The organism is Alloalcanivorax sp. C16-2, from assembly GCF_046507615.1.
Taxonomy (GTDB): domain Bacteria; phylum Pseudomonadota; class Gammaproteobacteria; order Pseudomonadales; family Alcanivoracaceae; genus Alloalcanivorax; species Alloalcanivorax marinus_A.
Genome location: NZ_JBKFTL010000004.1, coordinates 59,239 through 82,006, shown reverse-complemented (window position 1 = coordinate 82,006; position 22,768 = coordinate 59,239). Strand labels below are relative to the sequence as shown.

Annotated in this window: 24 protein-coding genes; 7 read left to right on the top strand and 17 right to left on the bottom strand. The window is 66.1% G+C overall.

Annotated features, from left to right (window positions below; all coding sequences use genetic code 11):
- Nucleotides 1–47 precede the first annotated feature (47 nt).
- The 5 genes from ACLD02_RS15680 to ACLD02_RS15660 all read right to left on the bottom strand — a co-directional run bounded on the left by ACLD02_RS15680 (nucleotide 48) and on the right by ACLD02_RS15660 (nucleotide 5,164).
- Nucleotides 48–407: a hypothetical protein gene (locus tag ACLD02_RS15680; protein WP_203105850.1), complete on the bottom strand. Its 360-nt coding sequence runs from the start codon at nucleotides 405–407 to the stop codon at nucleotides 48–50.
- A gap of 44 nt (nucleotides 408–451) precedes the next feature.
- Nucleotides 452–2,143: a SulP family inorganic anion transporter gene (locus tag ACLD02_RS15675; RefSeq protein ID WP_203105849.1), complete on the bottom strand. Its 1,692-nt coding sequence runs from the start codon at nucleotides 2,141–2,143 to the stop codon at nucleotides 452–454.
- A 112-nt stretch (nucleotides 2,144–2,255) separates the two neighbouring features.
- Entirely contained in the window at nucleotides 2,256–3,023 is a 768-nt protein-coding gene (locus tag ACLD02_RS15670; RefSeq protein ID WP_203105848.1) for an IclR family transcriptional regulator C-terminal domain-containing protein, read from the bottom strand.
- A 69-nt stretch (nucleotides 3,024–3,092) separates the two neighbouring features.
- Nucleotides 3,093–3,902 (bottom strand): alpha/beta fold hydrolase, encoded by an 810-nt coding sequence (locus ACLD02_RS15665; RefSeq protein WP_203105847.1) that lies wholly within the window; start codon nucleotides 3,900–3,902, stop codon nucleotides 3,093–3,095.
- Nucleotides 3,899–5,164 carry an amidohydrolase family protein gene (locus tag ACLD02_RS15660; protein ID WP_410299118.1) on the bottom strand — a complete coding sequence of 422 codons (1,266 nt, stop codon included), beginning with the start codon at nucleotides 5,162–5,164 and terminating at the stop codon, nucleotides 3,899–3,901. Before ACLD02_RS15660 ends, ACLD02_RS15665 begins: the two co-directional genes overlap by 4 nt.
- 319 nt (nucleotides 5,165–5,483) lie before the next feature.
- Here ACLD02_RS15660 and ACLD02_RS15655 point away from each other — a divergent pair, with 319 nt between their 5' ends.
- Genes ACLD02_RS15655 through ACLD02_RS15645 form a run of 3 tightly spaced genes read left to right on the top strand, consistent with a single transcriptional unit; the run spans nucleotide 5,484 to nucleotide 8,052 of the window.
- The gene (locus tag ACLD02_RS15655) at nucleotides 5,484–6,458 is read left to right on the top strand and encodes an ABC transporter substrate-binding protein (protein ID WP_410299117.1); all 975 of its coding nucleotides are present in this window, start codon (nucleotides 5,484–5,486) and stop codon (nucleotides 6,456–6,458) included.
- 33 nt (nucleotides 6,459–6,491) lie between these two features.
- The gene (locus tag ACLD02_RS15650) at nucleotides 6,492–7,283 is read left to right on the top strand and encodes an ABC transporter ATP-binding protein (protein WP_203105845.1); all 792 of its coding nucleotides are present in this window, start codon (nucleotides 6,492–6,494) and stop codon (nucleotides 7,281–7,283) included.
- A 13-nt stretch (nucleotides 7,284–7,296) separates the two neighbouring features.
- A complete protein-coding gene (locus tag ACLD02_RS15645) occupies nucleotides 7,297–8,052 on the top strand; it encodes an ABC transporter permease (protein ID WP_203105844.1) in 756 nt (251 codons plus the stop codon).
- Between the two features lie 5 nt (nucleotides 8,053–8,057).
- Here the strand turns inward: ACLD02_RS15645 and ACLD02_RS15640 are convergent, their stop codons facing one another.
- From ACLD02_RS15640 to uraH, 11 genes are all read right to left on the bottom strand, one after another.
- On the bottom strand, nucleotides 8,058–8,552 hold the full coding sequence (locus ACLD02_RS15640; protein WP_203105843.1) for a nucleoside deaminase: 495 nt from the start codon (nucleotides 8,550–8,552) through the stop codon (nucleotides 8,058–8,060).
- 1 nt (nucleotide 8,553) lies between these two features.
- Nucleotides 8,554–9,330 (bottom strand): ABC transporter permease, encoded by a 777-nt coding sequence (locus ACLD02_RS15635; RefSeq protein WP_410299116.1) that lies wholly within the window; start codon nucleotides 9,328–9,330, stop codon nucleotides 8,554–8,556.
- A gap of 1 nt (nucleotide 9,331) precedes the next feature.
- Nucleotides 9,332–10,135, bottom strand: a complete 804-nt coding sequence (locus ACLD02_RS15630; protein ID WP_203105841.1) for an ABC transporter ATP-binding protein — start codon at nucleotides 10,133–10,135, stop codon at nucleotides 9,332–9,334.
- Between the two features lie 4 nt (nucleotides 10,136–10,139).
- Nucleotides 10,140–11,132 carry an ABC transporter substrate-binding protein gene (locus ACLD02_RS15625; protein ID WP_203105840.1) on the bottom strand — a complete coding sequence of 331 codons (993 nt, stop codon included), beginning with the start codon at nucleotides 11,130–11,132 and terminating at the stop codon, nucleotides 10,140–10,142.
- A gap of 57 nt (nucleotides 11,133–11,189) precedes the next feature.
- Nucleotides 11,190–11,939 carry an alpha/beta fold hydrolase gene (locus tag ACLD02_RS15620; RefSeq protein WP_410299115.1) on the bottom strand — a complete coding sequence of 250 codons (750 nt, stop codon included), beginning with the start codon at nucleotides 11,937–11,939 and terminating at the stop codon, nucleotides 11,190–11,192.
- Nucleotides 11,940–11,943: 4 nt separating this feature from the next.
- Nucleotides 11,944–12,924, bottom strand: a complete 981-nt coding sequence (locus ACLD02_RS15615) for an isopenicillin N synthase family dioxygenase (RefSeq protein WP_410299114.1) — start codon at nucleotides 12,922–12,924, stop codon at nucleotides 11,944–11,946.
- A gap of 137 nt (nucleotides 12,925–13,061) precedes the next feature.
- Complete coding sequence (locus ACLD02_RS15610) at nucleotides 13,062–14,009, bottom strand: LysR family transcriptional regulator (RefSeq protein ID WP_410299113.1); 948 nt, start codon at nucleotides 14,007–14,009, stop codon at nucleotides 13,062–13,064.
- Between the two features lies 1 nt (nucleotide 14,010).
- On the bottom strand, nucleotides 14,011–15,375 hold the full coding sequence (locus ACLD02_RS15605) for an 8-oxoguanine deaminase (protein ID WP_410299112.1): 1,365 nt from the start codon (nucleotides 15,373–15,375) through the stop codon (nucleotides 14,011–14,013).
- Nucleotides 15,376–15,468: 93 nt separating this feature from the next.
- Nucleotides 15,469–16,206, bottom strand: coding sequence for a GntR family transcriptional regulator (locus tag ACLD02_RS15600; RefSeq protein WP_203105835.1), 738 nt, complete (start codon nucleotides 16,204–16,206; stop codon nucleotides 15,469–15,471).
- A 74-nt stretch (nucleotides 16,207–16,280) separates the two neighbouring features.
- Nucleotides 16,281–17,474 (bottom strand): urate hydroxylase PuuD, encoded by a 1,194-nt coding sequence (locus ACLD02_RS15595; RefSeq protein WP_410299111.1) that lies wholly within the window; start codon nucleotides 17,472–17,474, stop codon nucleotides 16,281–16,283.
- Nucleotides 17,474–17,830 carry a hydroxyisourate hydrolase gene (uraH, locus tag ACLD02_RS15590; RefSeq protein ID WP_203105833.1) on the bottom strand — a complete coding sequence of 119 codons (357 nt, stop codon included), beginning with the start codon at nucleotides 17,828–17,830 and terminating at the stop codon, nucleotides 17,474–17,476. Before uraH ends, ACLD02_RS15595 begins: the two co-directional genes overlap by 1 nt.
- 123 nt (nucleotides 17,831–17,953) lie before the next feature.
- Between uraH and puuE the strand changes: the two genes are divergently transcribed.
- Together puuE and uraD are read left to right on the top strand one after the other, a co-directional pair.
- Nucleotides 17,954–18,871, top strand: coding sequence for an allantoinase PuuE (gene puuE, locus ACLD02_RS15585; RefSeq protein WP_203105832.1), 918 nt, complete (start codon nucleotides 17,954–17,956; stop codon nucleotides 18,869–18,871).
- A complete protein-coding gene (gene uraD, locus ACLD02_RS15580; RefSeq protein ID WP_410299110.1) occupies nucleotides 18,864–19,388 on the top strand; it encodes a 2-oxo-4-hydroxy-4-carboxy-5-ureidoimidazoline decarboxylase in 525 nt (174 codons plus the stop codon). The genes puuE and uraD overlap by 8 nt, the downstream gene beginning before the upstream one ends.
- A 16-nt stretch (nucleotides 19,389–19,404) precedes the next feature.
- Here the strand turns inward: uraD and ACLD02_RS15575 are convergent, their stop codons facing one another.
- Nucleotides 19,405–20,628, bottom strand: coding sequence for an amidohydrolase family protein (locus tag ACLD02_RS15575; RefSeq protein WP_203105830.1), 1,224 nt, complete (start codon nucleotides 20,626–20,628; stop codon nucleotides 19,405–19,407).
- Nucleotides 20,629–20,882: 254 nt separating this feature from the next.
- On the opposite strand from ACLD02_RS15575, the gene wrbA reads away from it, so the two are divergent.
- The gene (gene wrbA / locus ACLD02_RS15570; RefSeq protein ID WP_410299109.1) at nucleotides 20,883–21,539 is read left to right on the top strand and encodes an NAD(P)H:quinone oxidoreductase; all 657 of its coding nucleotides are present in this window, start codon (nucleotides 20,883–20,885) and stop codon (nucleotides 21,537–21,539) included.
- Between the two features lie 84 nt (nucleotides 21,540–21,623).
- Complete coding sequence (locus ACLD02_RS15565; protein WP_410299108.1) at nucleotides 21,624–22,622, top strand: ABC transporter substrate-binding protein; 999 nt, start codon at nucleotides 21,624–21,626, stop codon at nucleotides 22,620–22,622.
- Nucleotides 22,623–22,768: the final 146 nt, after the last annotated feature.

Here is a 22,768-nt window from a genome sequence, read left to right as displayed (position 1 = left end):
CTGTCCATGGGACCCTGATTTTCCCGGAAACCGGGCGGCTTGTCAGGTCAGCGACCGGGAACCGCCGGCATGGCGCCTTTGGATCGGGCGTCGCCATCGCCCTCAAGCCCGAAGTCGCGCTGGTCCGGGTAGGTTTCCTGGCGCAGTTCCCGCAGTCGTCGGGTCATGGAGGGCTGCTGGCCGTCCCGGCTGGCGGCGCCACGCTGGCCGATGGACTCCGGCGAGGCGCCGGCGCCGCCGAGATCGGTGTCCGGGGTTTCCGGCACGCTGCGCAGGCGGTCGTAGTCCAGCCCGTAGTTGTAATCCTCACTGTAGATTTCGTCGCCGCGGATGTAGTCATAATCGTCGGCGGCGGCGATGCCCGCCAGCGCCAGCAGCGCCAGCAGCAGGGTGCGCACAAGGTGCATTCCTGGCTCCTCGTCGAGCGGTGGTCCGGTTCTGTTCGACCGGCTCAGCCGGTGGCGGTTCCAGGGCCGCCGAGTGCCTCGATAGCGTCCCGGTTGTTGACGAACAGGTTGTCCTCGCCGAGCCGGGCCAGCAAGCCAGTGTGTTTCATGACGTCCCGGACTTGTTTCTTGACCCCGGAAAAGGCCAGGCGCACGCCGCGCCCGGCCAGGTCCCGGTGCAGCCGCTCCAGGGTTTCCACGCCGGTGGCGTCCATGGCGTTCATCGCCGAGGCGCAGATCAGTACCACCTGGATATCCGGCTCGGCCCGTAGCCGCTGGCGCACGAAGCGATCCAGCAAGGGCGCGGTCAGGTAGGTGAGCGAAGCATCCAGGCGCAGCGACAGCACCCCGGGCGCCAGCGGCGGCAGGTCGTGCAGGCGCCGGTCGCGCAGGGTGCCGGCCGGGTGCAGGCCCAGCTCGATCAGGCGCGGGTGGGCGCGCCGGTAGAGGAAGAACAGCATCGCCAGCACGAAGCCGGTGAACACGCCCCAGTGCAGGTAGGGCACCGACACCAGGGTCACCACGAAGGTGGCCAGGCCCACCAGGCCATCGTCCACGGAGGCGCGCCACAGGCGTACGAACGCCATCGGGCTGATCAGCCCGAACACCGGCACCATGATGATCGCCGCCAGGATGGCCCGCGGCAGGTGCTGCAGATAGCCGGTGAAGAACAGCAGACACAGCAGGGTGCACAGTGCGGCGAACAGCGCCGACCAGCCGCTGTTGGCGCCCACGTAGCGGTTCAGGGCGGTGCGCGAGAACGAACCGCTGACCGGGAAGGCGCCGCTCAGGCCGCTGGCCACCTTGGCCAGCCCCTGGCCCACCAGTTCCTGGTTCTGATCCCACAGGCGGCCGTCCGGGGACGGCAGCGAGCGGGCGCTGGACATGGCCTCGGTGAAGCTGATCAGGGCGATGATCAGGGCCGCCGGCAGCAGTGCCCGGTGTTGCTCCAGGGTCAGGCTGGCGGGCCAGCCGAATTCCGGCAGGCCGGCGGGCACCGCGCCAACCACGGCGCCGCCCAGGCCGGCATAGCCGAGCAGGGCGCTGGCGGCGATACCCAGCACGCACACCACCAGCACCCCGGGCGCGCGTGGCAGCCAGCGTTTTTGCAGCCATAGCAGCAGCATGGCGCCGGGGCCGAAGGCCAGGGTCCATAGCCAGGCCGGGTCCGGGTGGGCCAGGTGGCCGCCCAGAGCCGTGAAGGCGCTCCGGAGGCCGCCACCGTCCACGCCCAACAGAGCGGGCAACTGGGACACCAGGATGATCAGGGCGGCGGCGTTGAGAAAGCCGGTGATCACCGCGTTGGAGACGAAGTTGGCGATCAGCCCCAGGCGCAGAGCGCCGAGCAGGAACTGGATCAACCCGGAATAGATCGCCAGCCAGATCGCCAGGGTCACCCATTCGCCGCTTTCCGGCGTGGCCATGGGGCTGATGGCGGCGAAGGTCAGCAGGCTGGTGAGCGCCACCGGGCCCACCGCCAGCAGCGGCGAGGAGCCCCACAGGATGCCCACCACCCCGGGTAGCAGGGCGGCGTACAGGCCGGTGACCGGCGGCATACCGGCCAGGGTGGCGTAGGCCAGCGCCTGAGGTACCAGCACCAGGCCCACGGTGAGGCCGGCGAACAAATCCTGGCGCAGGGATTGGCGGGTGGGACGGGGCCAGCCGAGGAACGGCAGCAGGCGCGTCCAGAGGGTCATGGAATACTCCGGCGAAACAACCACGGGGCGCCCGTTGGCGAGGGCGCGAGAAGGGTCAGGAAAGTGGTTATATGTTAATGCCAAAGCGTTATTGTCGCCAGGGGCGGGAGGTTTACACCCCAGGGGATTGAATACGGCGGCCGGCCAGTTTCAGGCGCGGCAGAACATCTTCGCGGGCCCGTTCCAGAGCTCGTTGGCCAGCGGCGAAACTGACGTTGAGGGCGGCCATGGCATGGCCGTCGGCGTCAAACAGAGGAATGGCGATACCACAGTAGCCTTCCTCGTATTGCTGATTGGTAAAGGCCCAGCCCTGTTCCGCGACGACCTTCAACTGCTCTCGTAATTGGTCGGGGTCGGTGACCGAGTGGGGGGTGTATTGGCGGTAGTCGAGCGTCGCCAGAATCGCATCACGTTGTGCTTCCGGAAGGGTAGCGAGCAGGACCTGGCCCATGGAATGGAGATGGGCCGGCACACGACTGCCGACGCTGGCGTCGAAACTCAGAAAACGGCGAGCCGCCACGCGACACAGAAACACCACATCGTTATCGTCCAGCGCGCCGACCGAAACGGTCTCCTGCATCTCGTCCGCCAGTTCCTCGATGATGCGCTGGGCGAGCGGTAGGAACGGCAGTGAGGACAAATAGCGATGGCCCAGTGACAGCACTTTCGGCGTCATGGAGAAGCGGCGGCCGTCCAGGCGGGTGTAGCCCAGATGAGTGAGGGTGAGAATGGCGCGCCGCGCGGAAGCCCGGTCCTGCCCGGTGCGCTCGGCGATATCGCTGATACTGAGGGAGGTGGTGCCTTCCGTGAAGCTGTCCAACACCGCGAGACCCTTCTCCAGGGATTGCAGGTAGGAGTCCTTGCGCGGAGGCTGTTTCATACCGTTCTGCTCGTGGCCAAAGTAACGCCGCCCGCTTACCGCGAGCGGCGCGGCTGATGGTAATCGAACTTAGCGCAGATGTTCCAGCGCCAGGCTCAGAGTGCGGTCTGTGTGTTCGCGGGCCGGATTGTGCCCGCAACGGCTCAGGATGACGGCCTCCGCGGTGGGTAGATGGTCGAGAAGATGCAAGGTGGTGTCCCGGTAGGGCACCGGAACATCGTCGCGACCATGCAGAAGCAGTACTCTGGCCTGGACGTTGTTCAAAACCTTCGGAGACAGGTAGACCGAATCCAGCAGCGCCTGTTTATCACCGGCCATCATGGCGCTGAAGTAGTCGCCAATGCCCCCTTGCTGAAGGGTTTCAAACCGTTCGCGCACCACTTCATCGGTGATTCCGGAGGTGTCGTACATGGAACTGAGCAACGCCTCGCGCAACGCCTCGGCGCTGGGCGGGAAGGTCCAGAATCGCTCCAGGGCGGGGTTGAGTGTTTGTTTGCCGCCGCCGGTGCCGGTGGTGATCACCCGGGTCACCGATGGCATTTCGGAGGCGACCTGCAATGCCATGGCGCCACCCAGGGATTGCCCCCAAATTCGCAGCTCATCGGCGCCCAGGGTGTCGGCCACGAAGCGAGCCTGGCGGCACCACAGGGGAAAATCAAAAAACGGCGCCGTGCTTTTTCGTTCGGACCCGCCGAAGCCGATCAGATCCATGCCAACCACGCTGTAGTGCTCCGCCAGGGCCGGGATCACGGTGCCGAAGTTGGCGGGTATCGAGGTGCCCGGGCCGATGCCGTGAATCAGCAATAGTCGAGGACCCTGCCCGGCACGGTACAAACGCACGCGAGTGTTCTCGAATTCAATGTCCTGGGTATCCATCATGACAGTCTCTCTTGTTGGGTGACTCGGGCGGCGTCGGGCAGCAGGTCCGTAAGCAGTCGCCGGTGTGGCACGATGGGCTGGCCGGCGCGCACCGTTAGCCAGGGCAGCAGGGTCTGCTCGGTGGTGAGTGTTTCGCCGCGCCCGTCGTACAGCTCGCGGGGCGTTGTGTCGATCTCGATGAGACTCAGGTCGGCTCGGGAGCCAGGGGTCAGCGTGCCGATTTCACCCTCTTCGCGCAGCATGCGAGCGGGGTGCCAGGTGGTGGCGGCGATCACTTCTCTTAACGGCATTCCCAATGCCCACAGCCGGGTCATGGCACCGTACAAGCTGTAGTTGAGTTTGCTGTTGTCGTGGAAAGCGTTGAAGTCGCCGTGCACGTCGCTGCTGATAGTAAACGGCGCAATATCGGCGGCCAGCATCATGCGCGCGATGCGGTAGCTGAAGTTCAGCCCGTAACCGATATCGAAATACACGCCCTTATCGCGTGCCTGCAGCACGGCTTCAGGCACGGTATCGGCGTTACCGACGATGCCGTCGGGCATGCAGCTGTAGATGTGCGCGAGCATGTCGCCGGGTTTGAGCAGTGGCAGCATGCTGGGAAACACTTCATCGGCGCTTGGCCGCTGTTGCTCGACCACCGGGAACAGCTCGCCGGTATGAACATAAAGGGGAATATCCGCGTCGCGGCCCACCTGGCTGGCGTGGGTGAGGACCTCGGTGCCCCAGTGTGAAAGGGCTCCGGATTCGCAGTGGCATTTAATGCCCTTAACACGCTCAGGGAACTGTTGCACGAGTTTGACCAGACTGTCGCCATCGGTCATCTGAGGGTTATGCAGAATATCGCCTTTCATTCCGCCCATTAACGCGCCGGCCACATTGATGGAGACAAAGGCGCGCACATCGGTGCGTGATGGCTCGATCACATGGGCGTTGAACCCGCCAAACGTCCAGGCGCCGGAACTGCCCTGATCCACCACCGTGGTGATGCCCGCGTGGACACCCGCATCGTCGGCATGCACCCCGAAATTGGTTACCCATTCGTAAACATGGACATGCATGTCGATCAGGCCGGGGCAGACCAGTCGGCCGCTGGCATCGATGCGTTGGCGGGGGCGCCCCGCCGGAGGGCGGGGCCCGGCGGACAAAATGCGGCCGTGATGTACCGCCAGAAAACCCACTTGGTCGAGACCGGAAGCCGGGTCCAGAAGGTGGCCGTTTTCAATCAATAAATCGTAGATTTCGGGGGAAGCGTCGTCGGGCATGATGTTCTCCAATTGAATGCTTGTGGCCATATATGTTCTATATGTGACCATTAAAGATTTATTCAGTCAAATATAGATTTATATGTTCAATTATGGTGCTTTGGGGCGGCGGCGTGCACAAAGGTGGGGCCTTGGTGATGGCCATGTCGTCGCGGCCATCTCGATGCTGGAGAGCGAAAAAAGCAGGTTTCTCAAGAGCTTGCCGCCGGGCGCCCTGGAGATCGGCGGCGCTGGCACAGGCTCTGCAGACGATAGGGGTACTTATCCGCCTGGAGTTCGGTTTGGGCGGGTCATTTTTACCGGTTTTCGGAGCATCGCTATGAGTTGGATAAAAAGCTTACGGTTGGCCTTCGGCGCCTGTCTGGCATTGATCAGCGCCGGCGCGGTGGCGGAGGAAATCACGTTCGTGACCGACTTCGGGATCAATGGCCGTCACGCTTATTTTTTTGTCGCCGATAAGAAAGGCTTTTATGAAGAGCAGGGGCTGGCCGTGAACATTGTTCGGGGGCAGGGGTCTTCCGATGCCATTAAAAAAGTGGCCAATGGCAATGCCCGGCTGGGTTTCGCCGATGCGGGCTCATTGGTGCTGGCGCGCGGCAATGATCAGGTGCCGGTGAAAATGGTGGCGGTGGTCTATGTCCGTCCGCCCCATGCCATCTATGCCTTGGAAGGTTCGGGTATCGAGAAACCCGAGGATTTGCAGGGCCGGAAGGTGGCTGACACCGCGTTCAGCGCGATCCCCGCTTTATTCGGTGCCTATGCCGCCGATGCTGGCATCGACCCCTCAAAGGTGGGTTGGGTGGTGGCCGATGGCAGCGCGTTGCCCAGCCTGTTGAGCACCGGGCGGGCCGATGCCATCGGCCAGTTCGTGGTCGGCGAGCCGCTGTTGGAGAAGGCAGTGGCGCCGAAAAAGCTGGTGCGACTTGCCTATGAAGATGTGGGGTTGAGCTATTACGGCAATGGTCTGATTGCCTCCGAGGAAACCATCGCCGAGAACCCGGATCTGGTGCGACGTTTCGTGTCCGCCACCATTAAGGGGATGAACTACGCGTTCGCGCATCCTCAAGAAGCCGGAGAGATTCTGCACGGCTACCACCGACAGGTGGATACCGATATCGGTGCCGGAGAAACCCGGATGGTCAAGGCTCTGGCGGAACAGCCCGATGGCCTGCCGATGGGTGAAATCGACCCGGACATGATCGCCAAGACCCTGCAGGTGGTGGGCTCGGCGTTTGATCTGAAGCACCCGGTTGGGGTCGAGGACCTCTATGCGCCGGGCTTTGTCGGTCAGTAAGCGATGCCGGGCCATTCGTCAGAGGAATCAATCATGACTGAAACAATCTCACCGCCGATGCTGTCGGCCCGAAACTTGTCCAAGGTCTATCCGGTTCGTGGCGGTGATATCCAGGCTCTGGATAAGGTGAGCCTGGATGTGCCGGAGGGTAGCTTCGTGTCCATTGTGGGCGCGTCCGGCTGCGGTAAATCCACCTTGTTGCGAATTCTGGCGGCTCTGGAGCAACCCAGTGCCGGGCAGGTGTTCCGTGATGGCCGTCCGTTGGCCACTCCCAGCCGGGAGGTGGGCATCGTATTTCAGGAGCATGTGCTGCTGCCCTGGTTGACGGTGCTGGAGAACGTGATGATGCCGGCGGAGTTGTACAAGCTACCGCGTGAAGAGAGCCGTGCGCGGGCGCAGGAACTGTTGGCCATGTCCGGTTTGTCCGGCTTCGAGGACCGGCGCCCGGGTGATCTGTCCGGTGGTATGAAGCAGCGCGCGGCCATCTGCCGTGCGCTGCTGCCGGACCCCCGTGTGCTGCTGATGGATGAGCCATTTGGTGCTCTGGATGCGTTGACCCGGGAGGAACTGTCTCTGGAAATGCTGCGCATCTGGGAGCGTGATCGCAAGACTGCCTTGCTGATTACCCACGATATCAATGAAGCGGTGTTGCTTTCCGACACCGTGGTGGTGATGTCGCCCCGGCCCGGGCGCATTCTTGAAATTATCCGCATCGATCTGCCCCGTCCGCGTGGGCCGGATACTGAACTGCTACCGGCATTCCGAGAGCTTACTCACCATATCCGCGGGCTGATCTTCGCCCAGCGTCAGCGCGCCGCATCGTAACCGGAGTTTTAACATGGCCAGATTCTGGCGTTCCGAATGGGCACGGTTGGTGTTGCCGTGCATAAGTCTGGCGACCTTGCTGGTCGGCTGGCAGCTGTTGGTTCAGGGAATGGATATCGAGGAATGGATTCTGCCGGCCCCCACGGCGGTGGGCAGTACCGCTCTGGACTGGCGTACCGAGCTGTTCCAGCACAGTTGGGTCACCTTGTATGAAACGGTACTGGGCTTCCTGGTGGCGGTGGCCATTGCCTTACCGGTTTCCGTTCTGGTGGTGTATGTGCCGGCGCTGCATTACACCCTGTATCCGGTGCTGCTGGCGCTGCAGTCCGTGCCCAAGGTGGCGGTGGCGCCATTGATTACGTTATGGGTGGGGTTTGGTATTGCACCGAAGGTGATGGTGGTCTTTCTGGTGTGCTTTTTCCCCATCGTGGTCAATACCGTTGCCGGGCTGCGGTCCACACCGACGTCCATGCTGCATCTGATGACATCGATGCAGGCGGGGCCCTGGCAAGTGTTTCGCCGGGTACGGCTGCCGGTGGCCTTGCCGTCGATCATGGTGGGCTGCAAGGTGGCCATTACCCTGGCGGTGATCGGCGCGGTAATCGGTGAATTCGTGGGTTCGGAGGAAGGCTTGGGTTATCTGATTCTCACCTCCACGGCCCAGTCGAAGACCGCCCTGGCGTTCGCCGCCCTGGCGATCCTCACACTGATAAGCATTGTTCTATACTACTTGGTGGAGCTGCTGGAAAAGTTGCTGATCCGCTGGTGAAAGAATCATGGCGTGGCCCAAAACCGTCGGTGCAGGACCGCCGCTTCATCTTCCAGTAGTGGGCCTATCACCTCTATCTGGCGTTGCCCGGCGTTGAACACACACCGGCAGGGCAGGTCAAGGGTGGGGTTTTCCGGATGGTCGCCGGTGAGTGCCTTGAGGCGCTTTTCGGACAGGCCGTAGACCACCCGACCGACGCCGGTCCAATAGGCGGCGCCGGCGCACATGGCGCAGGGCTCCGCGGAGGTGTACATCGTGCAGCCGGCGAGAAAGTCCGGCGACCAGGCGGTGGAGGCGCGGGTCATCAACACCCGCTCGGCGTGGCCGGTCATGTCGTGATCGGGCAGGAAGGCGTTTTCCTGCTCCATCAGAATCTCGCCGTCCGGCCCGGCGAGCAGGGCGCCGAACGGGTGGCCGCCAGCCTCCAGGGCCCGTTGCGCCACCTGGAAGGCGAGGCGCAGATAGTGTTCGTGGTCCAGGACCGCCAGGGTGTCGCTCATGTTATTTCTCCGCGTCGGGCAGGCTCCAGGGGAACAGCAGGCGCTGGGTCAGGGACACCAACTGGAACAGTACCAGGCTCAGGGTGACCAGCACGCCCAGGGCGGCGAATGCCTGGGGTACCTTGAAGAAGGACGTGGAAAAGGCGATGAAGAAGCCCAGGCCGTCCTCGGCGGCCACGAACTCCGCCACCACCGCGCCGATGATCGCCAGGGTCACGGAGATGCGCAGCGCCGAGAAGATGTAGGGCACCGCGAACGGCAACTGGATGTTCTTCACCTCGCGCAGCCGGCTGGCGCCCAGCGAGCGGGACAGCTCAAGCATCGCCGGTGGCGTCGCCAGCAGGCCGGTGACCGTGGACACCACGATCGGGAAGAAGGTGATCAGAAAGGTGATCGCCACCCGGGGCGCGTCGCCGGCGCCGAGCACCACCACGATGATCGGCGCCACCGCCACGATCGGCGTGGACTGGATGATCACCAGCTGCGGATACAGGGTGCGCGACAACAGTCGGCTGTTGGCCAGGGCCACCGCCAGCGGAATGCCTATGATCACCGCCAGGGCGTAGCCCTGCAGGCTTACCCGCAGGGTGGCCCAGATGTGGCCCAGCCAGCTTTCCAGGGAAACGGGCAGGGCGCCCTGGACGATGGCGCTGGGCGCCGGCAGCAGGTAGGAGGGCACCTGGAACAGCCGGCACCCCAGTTCCCAGATCAGCAGTAGAAGCAGCGACGCGAACAGCGGGGCACCCCGGTCGAGCACCTTGAGAAGGGCGCGCCCCATGTCAGGCCAGCGCCGCCGGTCGGAAGACCTGGGCGCGGATATGGTTGGCGATTTCATGGAAGCGGGGCTCCGACAGCGTCTGCATGGAACGGGGCCGGGCCAGGCCCACGTCGATGATCTCCCGCACCCGGCCCGGGCGCGCCGACATCACCAGGATGCGGTCGGCCAGCAACAGGGCCTCGGGAATGGAATGGGTGATGAACAACACGGTTTTGGGCCGCTCGGTCCAGATGCGCAGCAGTTCGAAGCTCATTTCATCCCGGGTCAGGGCGTCCAGTGCCGAGAACGGCTCGTCCATGAGCAGGATGTCCGGGTCGTGGAGCAGGGCGCGGGCGATGCCGACGCGCTGCTGCATGCCGCCGGACAGCTCGTTGGGGCGGCGGGTGGCGAAGTCCTCCAGGCCGACCATGGCGAGCAGTTCCGCGGCCCGTTGCTTCTCCGCCTGGGTGACCCGGCCATGCTTGTGTTTCATCGGGAAGGTCACGTTGTCGCGCACGTTCAGCCACGGCAGCAGGGTGGGCTGCTGGAACACGATGCCCACTTCCTCGCGGGGGCCGGTCACCGGCAGGCCGTAGATTTCCGCCTGGCCGCCGGTGGGTTTCACCAGCCCGGCGATGATGCGCAGCAGGGTGGACTTGCCGCAGCCGGAGGGCCCGATCACCGCCACGAATTCGTGGCGGTGCAGGGTGAAGCTGACGTCCTCCAGGGCGGTCACGCTGCCGCCGTCGGACCCGTTGAATACCTGGCCGACGCGGTCGAAGCGGATCGCCGGGCGGCTGCCGTCCGGTTCGATGCGGGTGGTCATGGCGTTACTCCGGGATGAACTCGCGGGTCACCGAGGTTTCCGGGTCCAGGCTGTCCTCGGGCAGATCCTGGGCCTTGGCCACCCAGCGCCAGGTCTCCGCCAGCAATTCCGGCTCGAAGGCGCCCAGGCCATCCTGTCCGGCGACGTCGGTATCGATCAGGCGCGCGGAGGCGGCGAATTCCTCGGCGGCGATGTCCGCGTCCACGTCCGGCACCATAGCCTTGAGGGCGGCGCCGGCCTTGGCCGGGTCATCGATGGCGATGCGCAGGGCCTTCTTGTAGATATCGAGCACCTTGGCCACCAGCGCCGGGTTCTCCTGGATCAGGCGGTCGGAGGCGAACACCGACAGGCCATAGCCATTGAAGCCGTATTCGGACCAGGGCAGCACCTTGATCTCCTTGCCGGCGTCGTTCATCAGGGCCTCGAAGGCGGGCAGCTTGGTGATCCAGTTGATGGTGCCGTCCACCCGACCGGTGGCGAACATTGGGCCCATCGCGCCCGGGTCCACCTTGAGCACCTTCACCGCGTCCGGCTCCATGCCGTTGGCTTCCAGCACCAGCGGCCAGGTCACGTTGGAGGCGGAGAAAGTGGCGGTGGCCAGGGTCTTGCCCTTCAGGTCCTGCAGGCGGTCGATGCCGGCGCCCTTGGCGACGAACACCGCGTCCGGTTGTTTGGTGTAGATCGACATCACCGCGGTCACCGGCACCTCGGCCCCGGCCTGGGCCTGGAGCAGGGCGGACAGACCGCCGGTGCCCATGTCGGCGGCACCGGTGCCCAGCTTGGTGACCACGTCGCTGGAGCCACGGCCACTGTTGATTTCCACCTCGATGCCGGCGTCCTCGAACAGGCCTTCCTGCACGGCCAGATAGATCACCGCCTTGTCGCCGGCGGGCAGCCAGTCGTTCAACCAGCGGATTTTGTCGGCGGCGCCGGCGGTGGCGGACAGGGCACTTACCCCCAAGGCGAGCAATATGGATCGCAGGGCACGGAACGTCATGGCGTCACTCCTCGATAATAATTATGTATACAGTTCGGTATGCAATGGGCATGCCCGTCACGGTCTCGACGAGGCGAAAAAATCAGTCAGGCTGGCGGCGAGGTCGTCGGGGGCGGACACCTGGGGGGCATGGCCGGTGTCCAGGGACACCACCCGGGCGCCGGGTACCAGGGCCTGCATGCGACGCTGCGCGGCGGGCACCACGGAGCGGTCGCGGAGGGCTTCCACATACAGCCGGCGCACCCGGCCGAAGCGTTCCGTGCTCCAGCGCGGGGCGGCGGCACGGGCCTTTTCCGGTTGCGCGGTGAGTCGCCGCGCGGCTTGCTCGGCCACGGCGTCCGGCAGGTCCTGGAAGAAGATCGCCCGGGCCGCCTCCGGCGGTACCCGGCTGGCGCGGCGTTCGGCGTCCCATTGCAGGTGCGGCACGATGCCGGCGGCGTCCGGGTCGGCGGTTTTGAGCGGCGCGGTCAGTTCCGCGAAGCCCATGCCGGAGGGCAGCATCATGCCGGCCACATAGGCGACCCCGGCGATCCGTTGCGGCGCCCGTTCCGCCACCCGGGTAGCGGTGACGCCACCACCGGAATGGGCCACCAGGCCGACGCGGCCAGGCAGTGCCGCCAGCGTTTCCAGCACGCTGTTTTCGTAGTCGTCGAGGCCGGCGTCCAGCTCGCCGCGGGGGCCGTGGCCATTGCCGGGCAGGTCCACGGCATGGGGCTGGAAGCCGGCGGCGCGCAGCGGTGCCAGCAGACGCTCCCACACCCAGGCGCCGGCCCAGGCACCGTGAATCAGAATCAGGTGCTCAGGCATGCCTTCACGCATAGGTGCGCCGGTACATGTCGATGATGTGCTGTTCCACGGTCACTGGCGGGTACTTGGGCTGCTCGCCGGCGGCCAGGCAGCCGGGCAGGCAGCGTACTTCGTGGTCCGGGTTGCCGGAGTAGAAGAACGGAATGGAGTAGCGTTCCTGGCCGGAGATGTTCACTACCCGGTGCAGCGTCGAGCGGTAACGGTCGTTGGTCCAGCGGGCGATCATGTCGCCCAGGTTGACCACGTAGGTACCGGGCACCGGGTCGGCATGAATCCAGGTGCCGCGGGTCTGGTTCCAGACCTGCAGCCCGGGGTTGTCGTCCTGCAGTAACAGGGTGATGCCGCCGAAATCCGTGTGCGCGCCGCAGCCCTTTTCGTTGGGCGCCGGGTTGGCGGGCTGGGGCGGATAGTGCAGCAGCCGCACGATGGCCTGGGGCTCCACGCAGAAGTCGTCGAAGTAGTGCTCGTCGAGATCCAGGGACAGGGCCAGGCCGCGCATGATCAATTCGCTGAGCGCGGTCATTTCCCGGTAATAGGCCTCGATGGCCGGGCGGAAATCCACCACCCCTTCGGGCCATTGATTGGGGCCATGGTTGAACTTGCCGGCTTTCACCTTGGGGTCGTCCGGGCCCCGTTCCTCGCCCATGTAGTAACTTTCCTTCAGATCCGGCGGCGCGCCGGCTTCCAGGGTCTGTCCACGCAATGGGTCGTAGCCCCGGTTGGCGGCGGAGTGCGCCATGCCGACCCGGTTCTTCTCTTCCATGGGACGGGCGAAGAAGCGCCGGCTGGCGTCGAACACCCGGGCCTGCAGAGCCGGGTCGACGCCATGATTGCGAATGTAGAAAAAGCCCTTGTCGGCGCAGGCGGCGCGCAGTGCCCGACCCACCGCCCGGCGCTCCGCCGGGTCCGGGGAGCGCAGGCCGGACACGTCGATAATGGGCAGGGCGCCCTGGGACACTCGCATCGCTTCGAAATCGGCGTTCATGGTGGTTTGCCCTCCGGGCAAGGCTGGCGGTCATTGATCCGGAATTCAGTGTGCGCCCGGCCGGCTGTCCGCCAAAGCAGAGAATATCGACCACGGTGATGCCGAATCGGCATCGGCCGCGGGCGGGCCCGGTTGAATCAGGTGGGGGCTGGCAACAGCGCCGCCTCGGCGGCCTCGCGGCGGGCCATTTCCTCGCCCAGCAGGCGGGCGAAGGCGTCCACCGCCACCGGCAGGGCCCGACCGGCGCGGGCGTAGATGCCCAGGTCGCTGTACACCGGACCGGCGTCGTTGAGTGGCAGGTGCACCAGGCTGCCCCGGTTGAGGTCCGTCTCCAGGCCGATGCGGGTCTGGAAGGCGATGCCGATGCCGCGGCGGGCCAGCTCCTTGCTCAACTCCACCGAGCCCGAGCGCACCACGCCCCGGGCGGTGGCGCCGGCCCGCTCCATGGCGGGGCGCATCAGGTGGTGGACGGACAGGTCCTGTTTGGCCAATACCAGGGGGTAGGCCATGCAGGTGGCCACGCTGACTTCCTCGCGACCGGCCAGGGGATGGTCCGGCGGCATCACCGCGCCGAGCCGGAAGCGCGCCAGGGTGAGCTGGCGCAGCTCGGCGGTGCGCGGCAGGGCGAACGCCAGCCCGAGATCGGCGGTGCCGCTGGTGACGGTTTCCGGAATCGCCTGGGAGCCCAGGGTGGCGATGCCGATGGTGATGTTGGGGAAATCCTCGCGCAGGCGGCCGATCACCACCGGCAGCAGATCCGTGGTGACGCCCTCCACGGTGGCCACTTCGACATGGCCGGTGCGCAGCCCCTTGAGGGCGTCCAGTTCGGAGCGGGCCCGCTCCGCGTCCTGCAGCACCACGATGGCGTGGCGGGCGAACACCTCGCCGGCGGCGGTGAGCTTGAGGCCGCCGGGCAGGCGTTCGAACAGGGGCGCGCCGATTTCATCCTCGAGTTTGAGTATCTGCCGGTTCACCGCCGACGACGCCACATGCAGGCGGCGCGCCGCTTCACGGATGGAGCCGGCGCGACGCACCGCGTCGAAGTAGAGCACCGCCGGCGAATGAACGCGCAGCCGGGTGGCCATGTCAGCCGTCGACCAGTTGCCGGGCCAGGCGATTGTGTTGCTCCACCAGCACCGGTAGCTCGATGGGGGTAAGCCGGCCCCGGTCCACCACGGTGCGGCCGTTGATGATGCTGTAGGCGACCCGGCGCGGCGCCGAGAACAGCAGCGAGGCAAGCGGGTCGATCTGGCCGCCGGCGTAGGCGATGTCGCTCAGGTCGAAGGCGATCAGGTCGGCGCAGTAGCCCGGCGCCAGCCGGCCGATGTTGTCGTCGCGGCCGAGCACCCGGGCGCCGCCCCGGGTGGCCAGCCACAGGGCTTCCCGGGCGCTCATGGCGGTGGGGTCCTCGTGGCGCACCCGCGCCACCAGCATCGCCTGACGGGCCTCGCCGAGCAGGTCGTTGCCGTCGTTGGAGGCGGTGCCGTCCACGCCCAGGCCCACCTTGACGTCGTGATCGAGCATCTTGCGGATCGGCGCGATGCCCGAGGCCAGGCGCATGTTCGAACAGGGGCAGTGGGCGACGCCGGTGCCGGTGCGACCGAACAGCTTGATGCCGTGGTCGTCCAGGTGCACGCAGTGGGCGTGCCAGACGTCCTCGCCGACCCAGCCGGTTTCCTCGGCGAACTGGGCCGGCGTCATGCCGTAGCGTTCCTGACTGAACGCCAGGTCCTTGTTGTTCTCGGCGGTGTGGGTGTGCATCAGCACACCCAGGTCCCGGGCCAGTACGGCGCTCTGGCGCATCAGGTCCGGGCTCACGGTAAATGGCGAGGAAGGGCCCAGGGCGACGCGGATCATGGCGTCGTCGGCGTGGTCGTGGTGGGCTTCCACCACGCGCTGCATTTCCTTGAGCACCGCGTCCTCGTCGTGCTCAACCACGTGATCCGGCGGCAGGCCGCCCTGGCTCTGGCCCAGGGTGATGGCGCCGCGCACGCCGTGATAGCGCATGCCCAGGCGCCGGGCCGCTTCCAGGTTGTCTTCCAGGCGCGAGCCATTGACGTAGAAATAGGCATGGTCCGCCGCCGTGGTGCAGCCGGACAGCATCAGCTCCGCCATGGAGGTCTGGGCGGACACCGTCATCATCTCCGGGGTGATGTTGCCCCACACCGGGAACAGGGCGCTGAGCCAGTCGAACAGCTCCGCGTTCTGGGCCGCCGGCAGGGCCCGGGTCAGCGACTGGAACATATGATGGTGGGTGTTCACCAGGCCCGGCATCAGCACATGGCCGCTCAGGTCGATCACCTGGTCGGCGTCGGCGGGCAGTTCGGCGGTGGGGCCCACGGCGGTGATGCGGTTGTCGGTGATCAGCACGGCGCCATCGGCGATCTCGCGCTGTTCATCGTCCATGGTGGCCACCACGGTGGCGTTCTTCAGCAGCAGGGTGCGGGGCATGCGGCGGCTCTCCTCTCGGCCCTCTCGGCCTTTTTGTATACAGTCGGCGGTATGCGGTGCATCCAAGCAGGAGCCGTGCCGGAATCCGCGCCTTCAGGTTTCCGGGCGCAGAATGCGGGCCAGATCGATGGTGGTGTCGGCTTCGTTCAGGTCGAGCAGGTCTTCCAGGGCGCGCAGATGCCGGTGCGCCAGGTCCGCCGCCTGGTCCCCCTTGCCTTGGGCGATCAGTTCCGCCAGCCGGGCGTGGTCGTCGCCCAGGAAGCAGGCGCTCATGCCCGGTGACTTGTACAGGGCGATGACGATGGAGGTGCGCAGTACCAGTTCGCGCATCATTCGCCCGAGCACCTGATTGGGGCAGTGCCGGGCCAGAAAACGGTGCACTTCCATGGAGCAGTGCACCCGGTCCTGGTCGCGACCGCTCTGGTGGGCGCTTTTTTCGTCCTTCACCAGCCGTTTCAGCTCCTGCAGGCGCGCCTTGCTCAGAGTGCCGGCGGTGAGCCGCATCACCTCGCCTTCCACCAGCCGGCGGGCGGCGAAGATCTGGCGGGTTTCCTCCACGTCCGGGCGCGCCACCATGGCCATCTGGTTGGGGCGTTGCTCGATGACGTGGTCGGAAGCCAGCCGCGTCAGTGCCTTGCGGATGATCGAACGGCTCACCCCGAACAACTCGCTGAGGGCCACTTCGGGCAATCGCGAGCCTGGCGGTAGCCGCTGGGTCAGCACCGCCTCGTAGATGGCGTCATAGATGCTCTGGTCGCTGGCCTTGCGGTGGCGGTCCGGCGCGAGGGCCTGGGCCGCGGTCGGCTTGCCGGAATCGGGGGCCGTTGCCATAGATTCAATCTCCCTGGTCGAGCCCGAAATGTATACACCGGGTGGCGCCGGGGCAACCGCCGCCCGCCGCCGGATCAGGGCGTGCCGGCGGGCTGGTTCAGCCAGCGCTCCAGCAGGGCGCGCTCGTCGTCGGTCATGCCGGTCAGGTTGCCCGGCGGCATGATGCGGGTGCGCACCGCCACCTGGCCGATCTGGTCCCGGTGCTGGCGGATGGCCGCTTCGCTGTCCAGGCGAATCCCCTTGGGGGGCGCCGTGAAGCCGGCGAAGGAGGGCGCGGCGGCGTGGCAGGCGACGCAGCGCTGCTCGACCACCGTGTTGACCGCTTCCATGGCCACCGGCGGGGTGTCGGCGCCGGCCTCGCGGTGCGGGGCGCGGGGCGCGGTGGCCAGGATGATCGCCGCCAGGCCGGCCAGGCCCAGGAGCATCAGTCTCCAATGCCGGCCAGGCAGGTGGCGCACGTTGAAGTAATGGCGGATGACGATGGCCGCCAGCGCCAGGGCGGTTAGGATCAGCCAGTTCCAGCCGCTGCCGTAGGTGCTTGGGAAGTGGTTGCTGATCATGATGAACAGCACCGGCAGGGTCAGGTAGTTGTTGTGCCGGGAACGCAGGGCGCCGGCCCGGCCCCGCGCGCCGTCCGGCTCGCGACCGGCTTTCATGGCTTCCACCATGGCGCGCTGGCCGGGAATGATCACGAAGAACACATTGGCCACCATGCAGGTGCCGATGGCCGCGCCCACATGAATGTAGGCGCCACGACCGCTGAACACCTGGCTCAGCCCCCAGGCCAGTAGCACCAGCAGCGCGAACAGCACGGCGGCCAGCGCCACCGGTTTGCGCCCCAGCGGCGAGCGGCACAGGCCGTCGTAGACCAGCCAGCTCAGCGCCAGGGTGGCCAGGCCGATCAGGCTGGCGGCCAGCGGCGACAGCTCCGCCACGGACGGGTCGATCAGGTTGGTGCGCGCGTTCAGGTAATAGACCACCGCCAGCAAAAGAACGCCGCTGATCCAGGTGTAGTAGGCCTCCCATTTGAACCAGTGCAGACGCTCCGGCAGCCGCGCCGGCGCCACCTGGAATTTTTGCAGGTGGTAGAAGCCGCCGCCGTGGATCGCCCACAGGGTGCCTTCCACGCCGTCCGGCTTGTCGCCATGCCGTTCGAGCTGATTTTCCAGCCAGTTGAAGTAGAAGGAGGCACCGATCCAGGCGATGCCCACGGTGATGTGCAGCCAGCGAATCAGCAGGTTGGCCCACTCATACAAATGCGCTTCCATCAGCTTCCCCGGTAGGTGCTGTAGCCGTAGGGGGAAAGCAGCAGTGGCACATGGTAGTGACGCTGCGCGTCGGCGACGCCGAAACGCACCACCACCTCATCCAGGAACGCCGGCTCCGGCAGGGAGGTGCCTTGGCGGCGGAAGTGGTCGCCGGCCTGGAATACCAGTTGGTAGCGCCCCGGGCGCAGGGCCTCGCCCTCCAGCAGTGGCGCCGGGCAGCGCCCGTCGGCATCAGTATTGCATTGGCAAACCAGGGCCGGTGAATCACCGTCATCCAGCCGCCACAGCTGCAGCGCCAGGCCGGCGGCGGGCTGGCCCGAGGCAGTGTCGAGAACATGCGTGGTAAGACGCCCCATGGGCCGCTCCTCGAATTTGTACATTTCGATGTCGACAATAAAATCATAGAAATGTATACATGTACAATCCGAGCCCGGTGAACGCCACGACACCGTCACCACCCATGAATCAGGAGGAACGCCATGGCGGCTGCACGCTCCGGCGGGGACTATCCCCGGGATCTGATCGGCTATGGGCCGCATCCACCGGACCCGCGTTGGCCCGGTGGCGCGCGGCTGGCGGTGCAGTTCGTACTCAACTACGAGGAAGGTGGCGAGAACTGCGTGCTGCACGGCGATGCCGCCTCGGAATCCTTCCTTTCGGAAATGGTGGGTGCCGAGGCCCGTCCCGGCGTGCGCCACATGAGCATGGAATCGCTTTACGAGTACGGCAGCCGGGTGGGCCTTTGGCGGCTGATGCGCCTGTTTCGCCGCTACCGGATGCCGCTTACCGTGTTCGCCGTGGGCATGGCCGCCGAGCGCCACCCGGACGCCATCCGCGCCCTGGTGGACGAGGGCCATGAGATCTGCAGCCACGGTTACCGCTGGATCGACTATCAGTACGTGCCCGAGGCGGTGGAAGCGGAGCACATCGGCCGCGCCGTGGAGGCGCTGACCCGCGCCGCCGGCGCCCCGCCCCTGGGCTGGTACACCGGCCGCACCAGCCCCAATACCCGGCGCCTGGTGGTGGAGCACGGCGGTTTCCTTTACGACGCCGATGACTACAACGACGAACTGCCGTTCTGGACTCGGGTGGCCGATCGCCGCCATCTGGTGGTGCCCTACACCCTGGACGTGAACGACATGCGCTTTTCGTCACCGGCGGGCTTCAATAATGGCGAGCAGTACTTCAACTACCTGCGCGATAGCTTCGATTATCTCTACCAGGAAGGCGCGGAGCAGCCGCGCATGCTGTCGGTGGGCTTGCACTGCCGGCTCGCCGGGCGTCCCGGTCGAGCCGCTGCCCTGGAGAAATTTCTCAAGCATGTGAGCGCCCACCGAGACGTCTGGGTGACGCGCCGCATCGACATCGCTCGCCACTGGATGGAGCACCATGGCTGATACTCCGTTGCTGTCGCCACGCCCCAGCACCCTGGACGAGGAGGCGTTCGTGGCCTGCTATGGCGACGTCTATGAACACTCCCCCTGGATCGCCCGCCAGGCCCACCGGCAGGGCCTGGGCGAGGACGACGACTCCCCGGCGGCCCTGGCCGCGCGGCTGGCGGCGGTGTTCGACGCCGCCGACGCGGCGGCCCAACTGGCGGTGCTGCGCGCCCACCCGGACCTGGCCGGCAGGCTGGCGGTGGGCGAGGCGCTCACCGCCGACTCCAGCGCCGAACAGGCCGGTGCCGGCCTGGATCAGTGCACGGTGGAGGAATTCGAGCGCTTCCAGGCGCTCAACGAGGAATACAAGGCGCGTTTCCGGTTTCCCTTCATTCTGGCGGTGCGCGGCCTGCATCGTCGCGACATTCTTGCCGCCTTCGAAGCGCGGGTGCGCAACGATCCGGACACGGAACGGGCCACGGCGGTGGCCCAGGTGAACCGCATCGCCGCCCTGCGCCTGGCGGCCCGGGTCTAGGGCCTGTTAACAGGTCCTAGACCGGCGCGCCGCCAATCCAGGTTTGCAGGGGCCGGGTCTCCAGATCCCGGGCCTCGCCGCTCAGCAATTCCTCGAACCAGTCCTCGGCGGCCACGCCAGCGTCCGGCGCCGGCAACACCACGAAGTCCGCGCGCCTGCCCGAGGTAAGGCTACCGGCGCGGTCGCCGCGCCCCAGGCATTCGGCGCCGGCCAGGGTCGCGCGGTAGAGGGCCTCCTGGGGCGCGACGGCTTCGCCGGCCTGGCGATGCTGGGCCAGGAAACGCTGCATGACGTGCAGCATGCTGTGGCTGGGCCCGGCGCCCACGTCCGAGGCCAGCGCATAGCGGGTGCCATGGCGGCGTACCGCCGCCAGATCCATGCGCCCGCTGCCCAGGGCCTCATTGCTGGACGGGCAGTGGGCGATCCAGGCGCGGCGCCGGGCCAGGGTGTCATGTTCCCGCTCCGACAGATGGATGCAGTGGCCCAGCACCGAGCGTGGCCCCAACAGGCCGGCCCGGTCGTACACGTCGGTGTAGTCCTCCGCCTCCGGGAAGGCGGCGCGGATCTCGCGGATCTCGTTCACTGATTCCGACAGATGGGTCTGCACGAAGGCGTTCTCGCGGCGCGCCAGCTCTCCCAGGTCACGCATCAGCCCGGCGCTGCAGTTGAGCGCGAAGCGCGGCGTGATGGCGTAACGCTCGCGACCGAGCTGTTCCAACAGCGGTGCCACCTGATCCACGTTGTCCGGACTGGCCCGGCGCAACGGCTCCGGTGCCGCCTTCTCCATGATGGCGTTGCCCAACAGCCAGTCGCCGCGGGCCTCCTCGCCGGCCAGCCGCAGGGCACTCAGGTGCGGGCTGGAGTAGGCCATGCCCAGGGTGGTGCCGGCGCGGACCGTGTCGGCGAAAAAGGCGCGGGCATGGCGGCGTGCGAAGTCGTCCGCCTCGAAGCCGGCTTCCTCGGGCCAGATGTGCTCGCGCAGCCATTCCATCAGGTCGCTCTGGAAGCGCCCGCGCACATGGTGCTGTACCCAGTGGATGTGCACGTCCACGAAGCCGGGCACCAGCACGCCGTCCACGTCCAGCACCCGGCTTGCCGGATGATCGCGGAAGCGCGTCAGCGGGCCGGCGTCGACGATGCGATCGCCGTGCAGCAGCAGGCCGCCTTCCCGGTGGAAATCCCAGCGGTCGGCGTGCACCGGGTTCAGCAGGCTGGCGCGGATCAGCAGAGAGTCGCCCATGGGGGTCCTTTTCCTAAAAATGTATACATGATTTAAACCAGTCTGGCACCGACCGGCAAGCCCGGATTGATGGGCTCGCAAATGGTGCGACACCCTGTATTTTGCGCCATGCAGGTGCGCCGGGATGTTTCGGGTCAGAGCCCTTTCGGTTACGCGGTGAGCGCTCCGGGTGATGATCTGGAGCGTGGCATGGGGCTTGCCTGTATACAGAAAATGGCCCGGGCCGGGCATGCGACAACGCTGGAGATACCCTCATGCAAGAACCGATGCGCGTCTGCGTGATCTGCGATTCCCGTTACGGCACCACCCTGGAGCTGGCCCGCGCGGTGGCGCGTGGCGCCGAACAGGAAGGGGCGGAAGTGCGTCTGTGCCGGGTGGACATCGAGGAGCCGGAGTACAGCGTGGACCCGGAGCGGTCGGATTTTCAGGCCACCCTGGCGGAATACCGGGCTTTGCCCCGGGCCACCGGGGAGGATCTGGAGTGGGCGCGAGGCATCGTCTGGGGCTCACCAACCCGCTATGGGCTGATGAGCACGCCGTTGCGCGCTTTCATCGATGAGGTGGCGCCGTTGTGGCGGCGTGGTGCGCTGATCGGCAAGGTGGGCGCCGCTTTCACTTCCACCGGGGGCATGCATTCGGGCAATGAGATCACGTTGATTAATCTGCTGTTGCCGTTTTTTCAGCATGGGATGGTGCTGGTGGGGGTGCCGCACAGCGTGCCGGAGCTGGTACGCACGGTGAAGGGCGGGTCGCCCTATGGGGCGTCGGCGGTGACCGGGTTCGATGGCACCCGGGGAGTGGACGATAACGAGCGGGCCATTGCTCGGGCGTTGGGGGCGCGGGTAGCGCGTCTGGCCGGGCAGGTCCGGCCGGAGCCCGCCTCCGTGGAGTTGGCCGCCTACGGAAATTAAGAACGGAAACCAAGTTGGTGCATTCGGGGCGGGCATGAAGGTTGCTTGTATACGAAAAGAACCAATGCAACCGGAGCAACAAGCATGCGCGTGATATCCACTCTTCGAACCTACGGGCGCCTGGGCGCCACTTTGATGGCGGTGGCGCTGGGCGTGGGCGCGGGCACCGCCCGGGCCGCCGATGAAGTGACCATCGGCACCAGCTGGTACGCCCAGGCCGAGCACGGCGGTTTCTATCAGGCCAAGGCCACCGGCATCTACGACAAGTACGACCTGGACGTGAACATCAAGATGGGCGGCCCCCAGGTGAATGGCCTGCAGTTGCTGGTGGCCGGGCAGTACGACTTCACCATGGGCTACCCGCTGCGCAACATCAAAGCGGTGAGCGAGGGGTTGCCGGTGGTGAGCGTGGCGGCCTGCTTCCAGAAGGACCCGCAGGGGCTGATTGCTCATCCGCACGTGAAGTCCCTGGAGGAGGTGGGTGATCGCACCGTGCTGATTTCCACCTCGGCCCGTTCCACCTACTGGCCCTGGCTGCAGTCCGAGTACGGTTTCACGGATGCTCAGGCCAAGCCTTACACCTTCAGCCTGGGGCCGTTCCTGGCGGACAAGGAACTGGTGCAGCAGGCCTATGTGAGTTCCGAGCCGTTTGCCGCCGAGAAGGGCGGGGTGACGCCGAATTTCTTCCTGTTCGCGGATAACGGTTATCCGCCGTACGCGGCCACGCTGGAGACGCGGCGGGAGCTGGTGGAAAGCAATCCGGATCTGGTGCGGCGTTTCGTGCAGGCGACCATGGAGGGCTGGAAGAGCTACCTGGAAAACCCGGCGCCGGGTAACGAGCTGATCCAGAAGGACAATCCGGAGATGACCGATGCGCAGTTGGCGTTCGGCCTCGAAAAGCTCAAGGAATACGGCATTGTCACCGGCGGCGATGCGGGGGAAGAGGGGATCGGCTACATGAACGATGCCCGTTGGCAGAAGACCTTCCAGTTCATGGTGGACGCGGATCTGGTGTCCGAGGACGTGGATTACAAGAAAGCCTACACCCTGGAGTTCCTGCCCGAGGAGCCGGTGCTGCCCTGATGGTTGGCGTTTTTGTGCACAACAGCGGGCCGGACGCACCGACCTGGCGCGTCCTGGCCGTCGCTGGAATCCGGGCCGGGGCGCGTAAGGTCCCGGCCTGCAAGGGAACCGGCCATACCCACAAAGGTGGCACGGCCTTTGCGTCG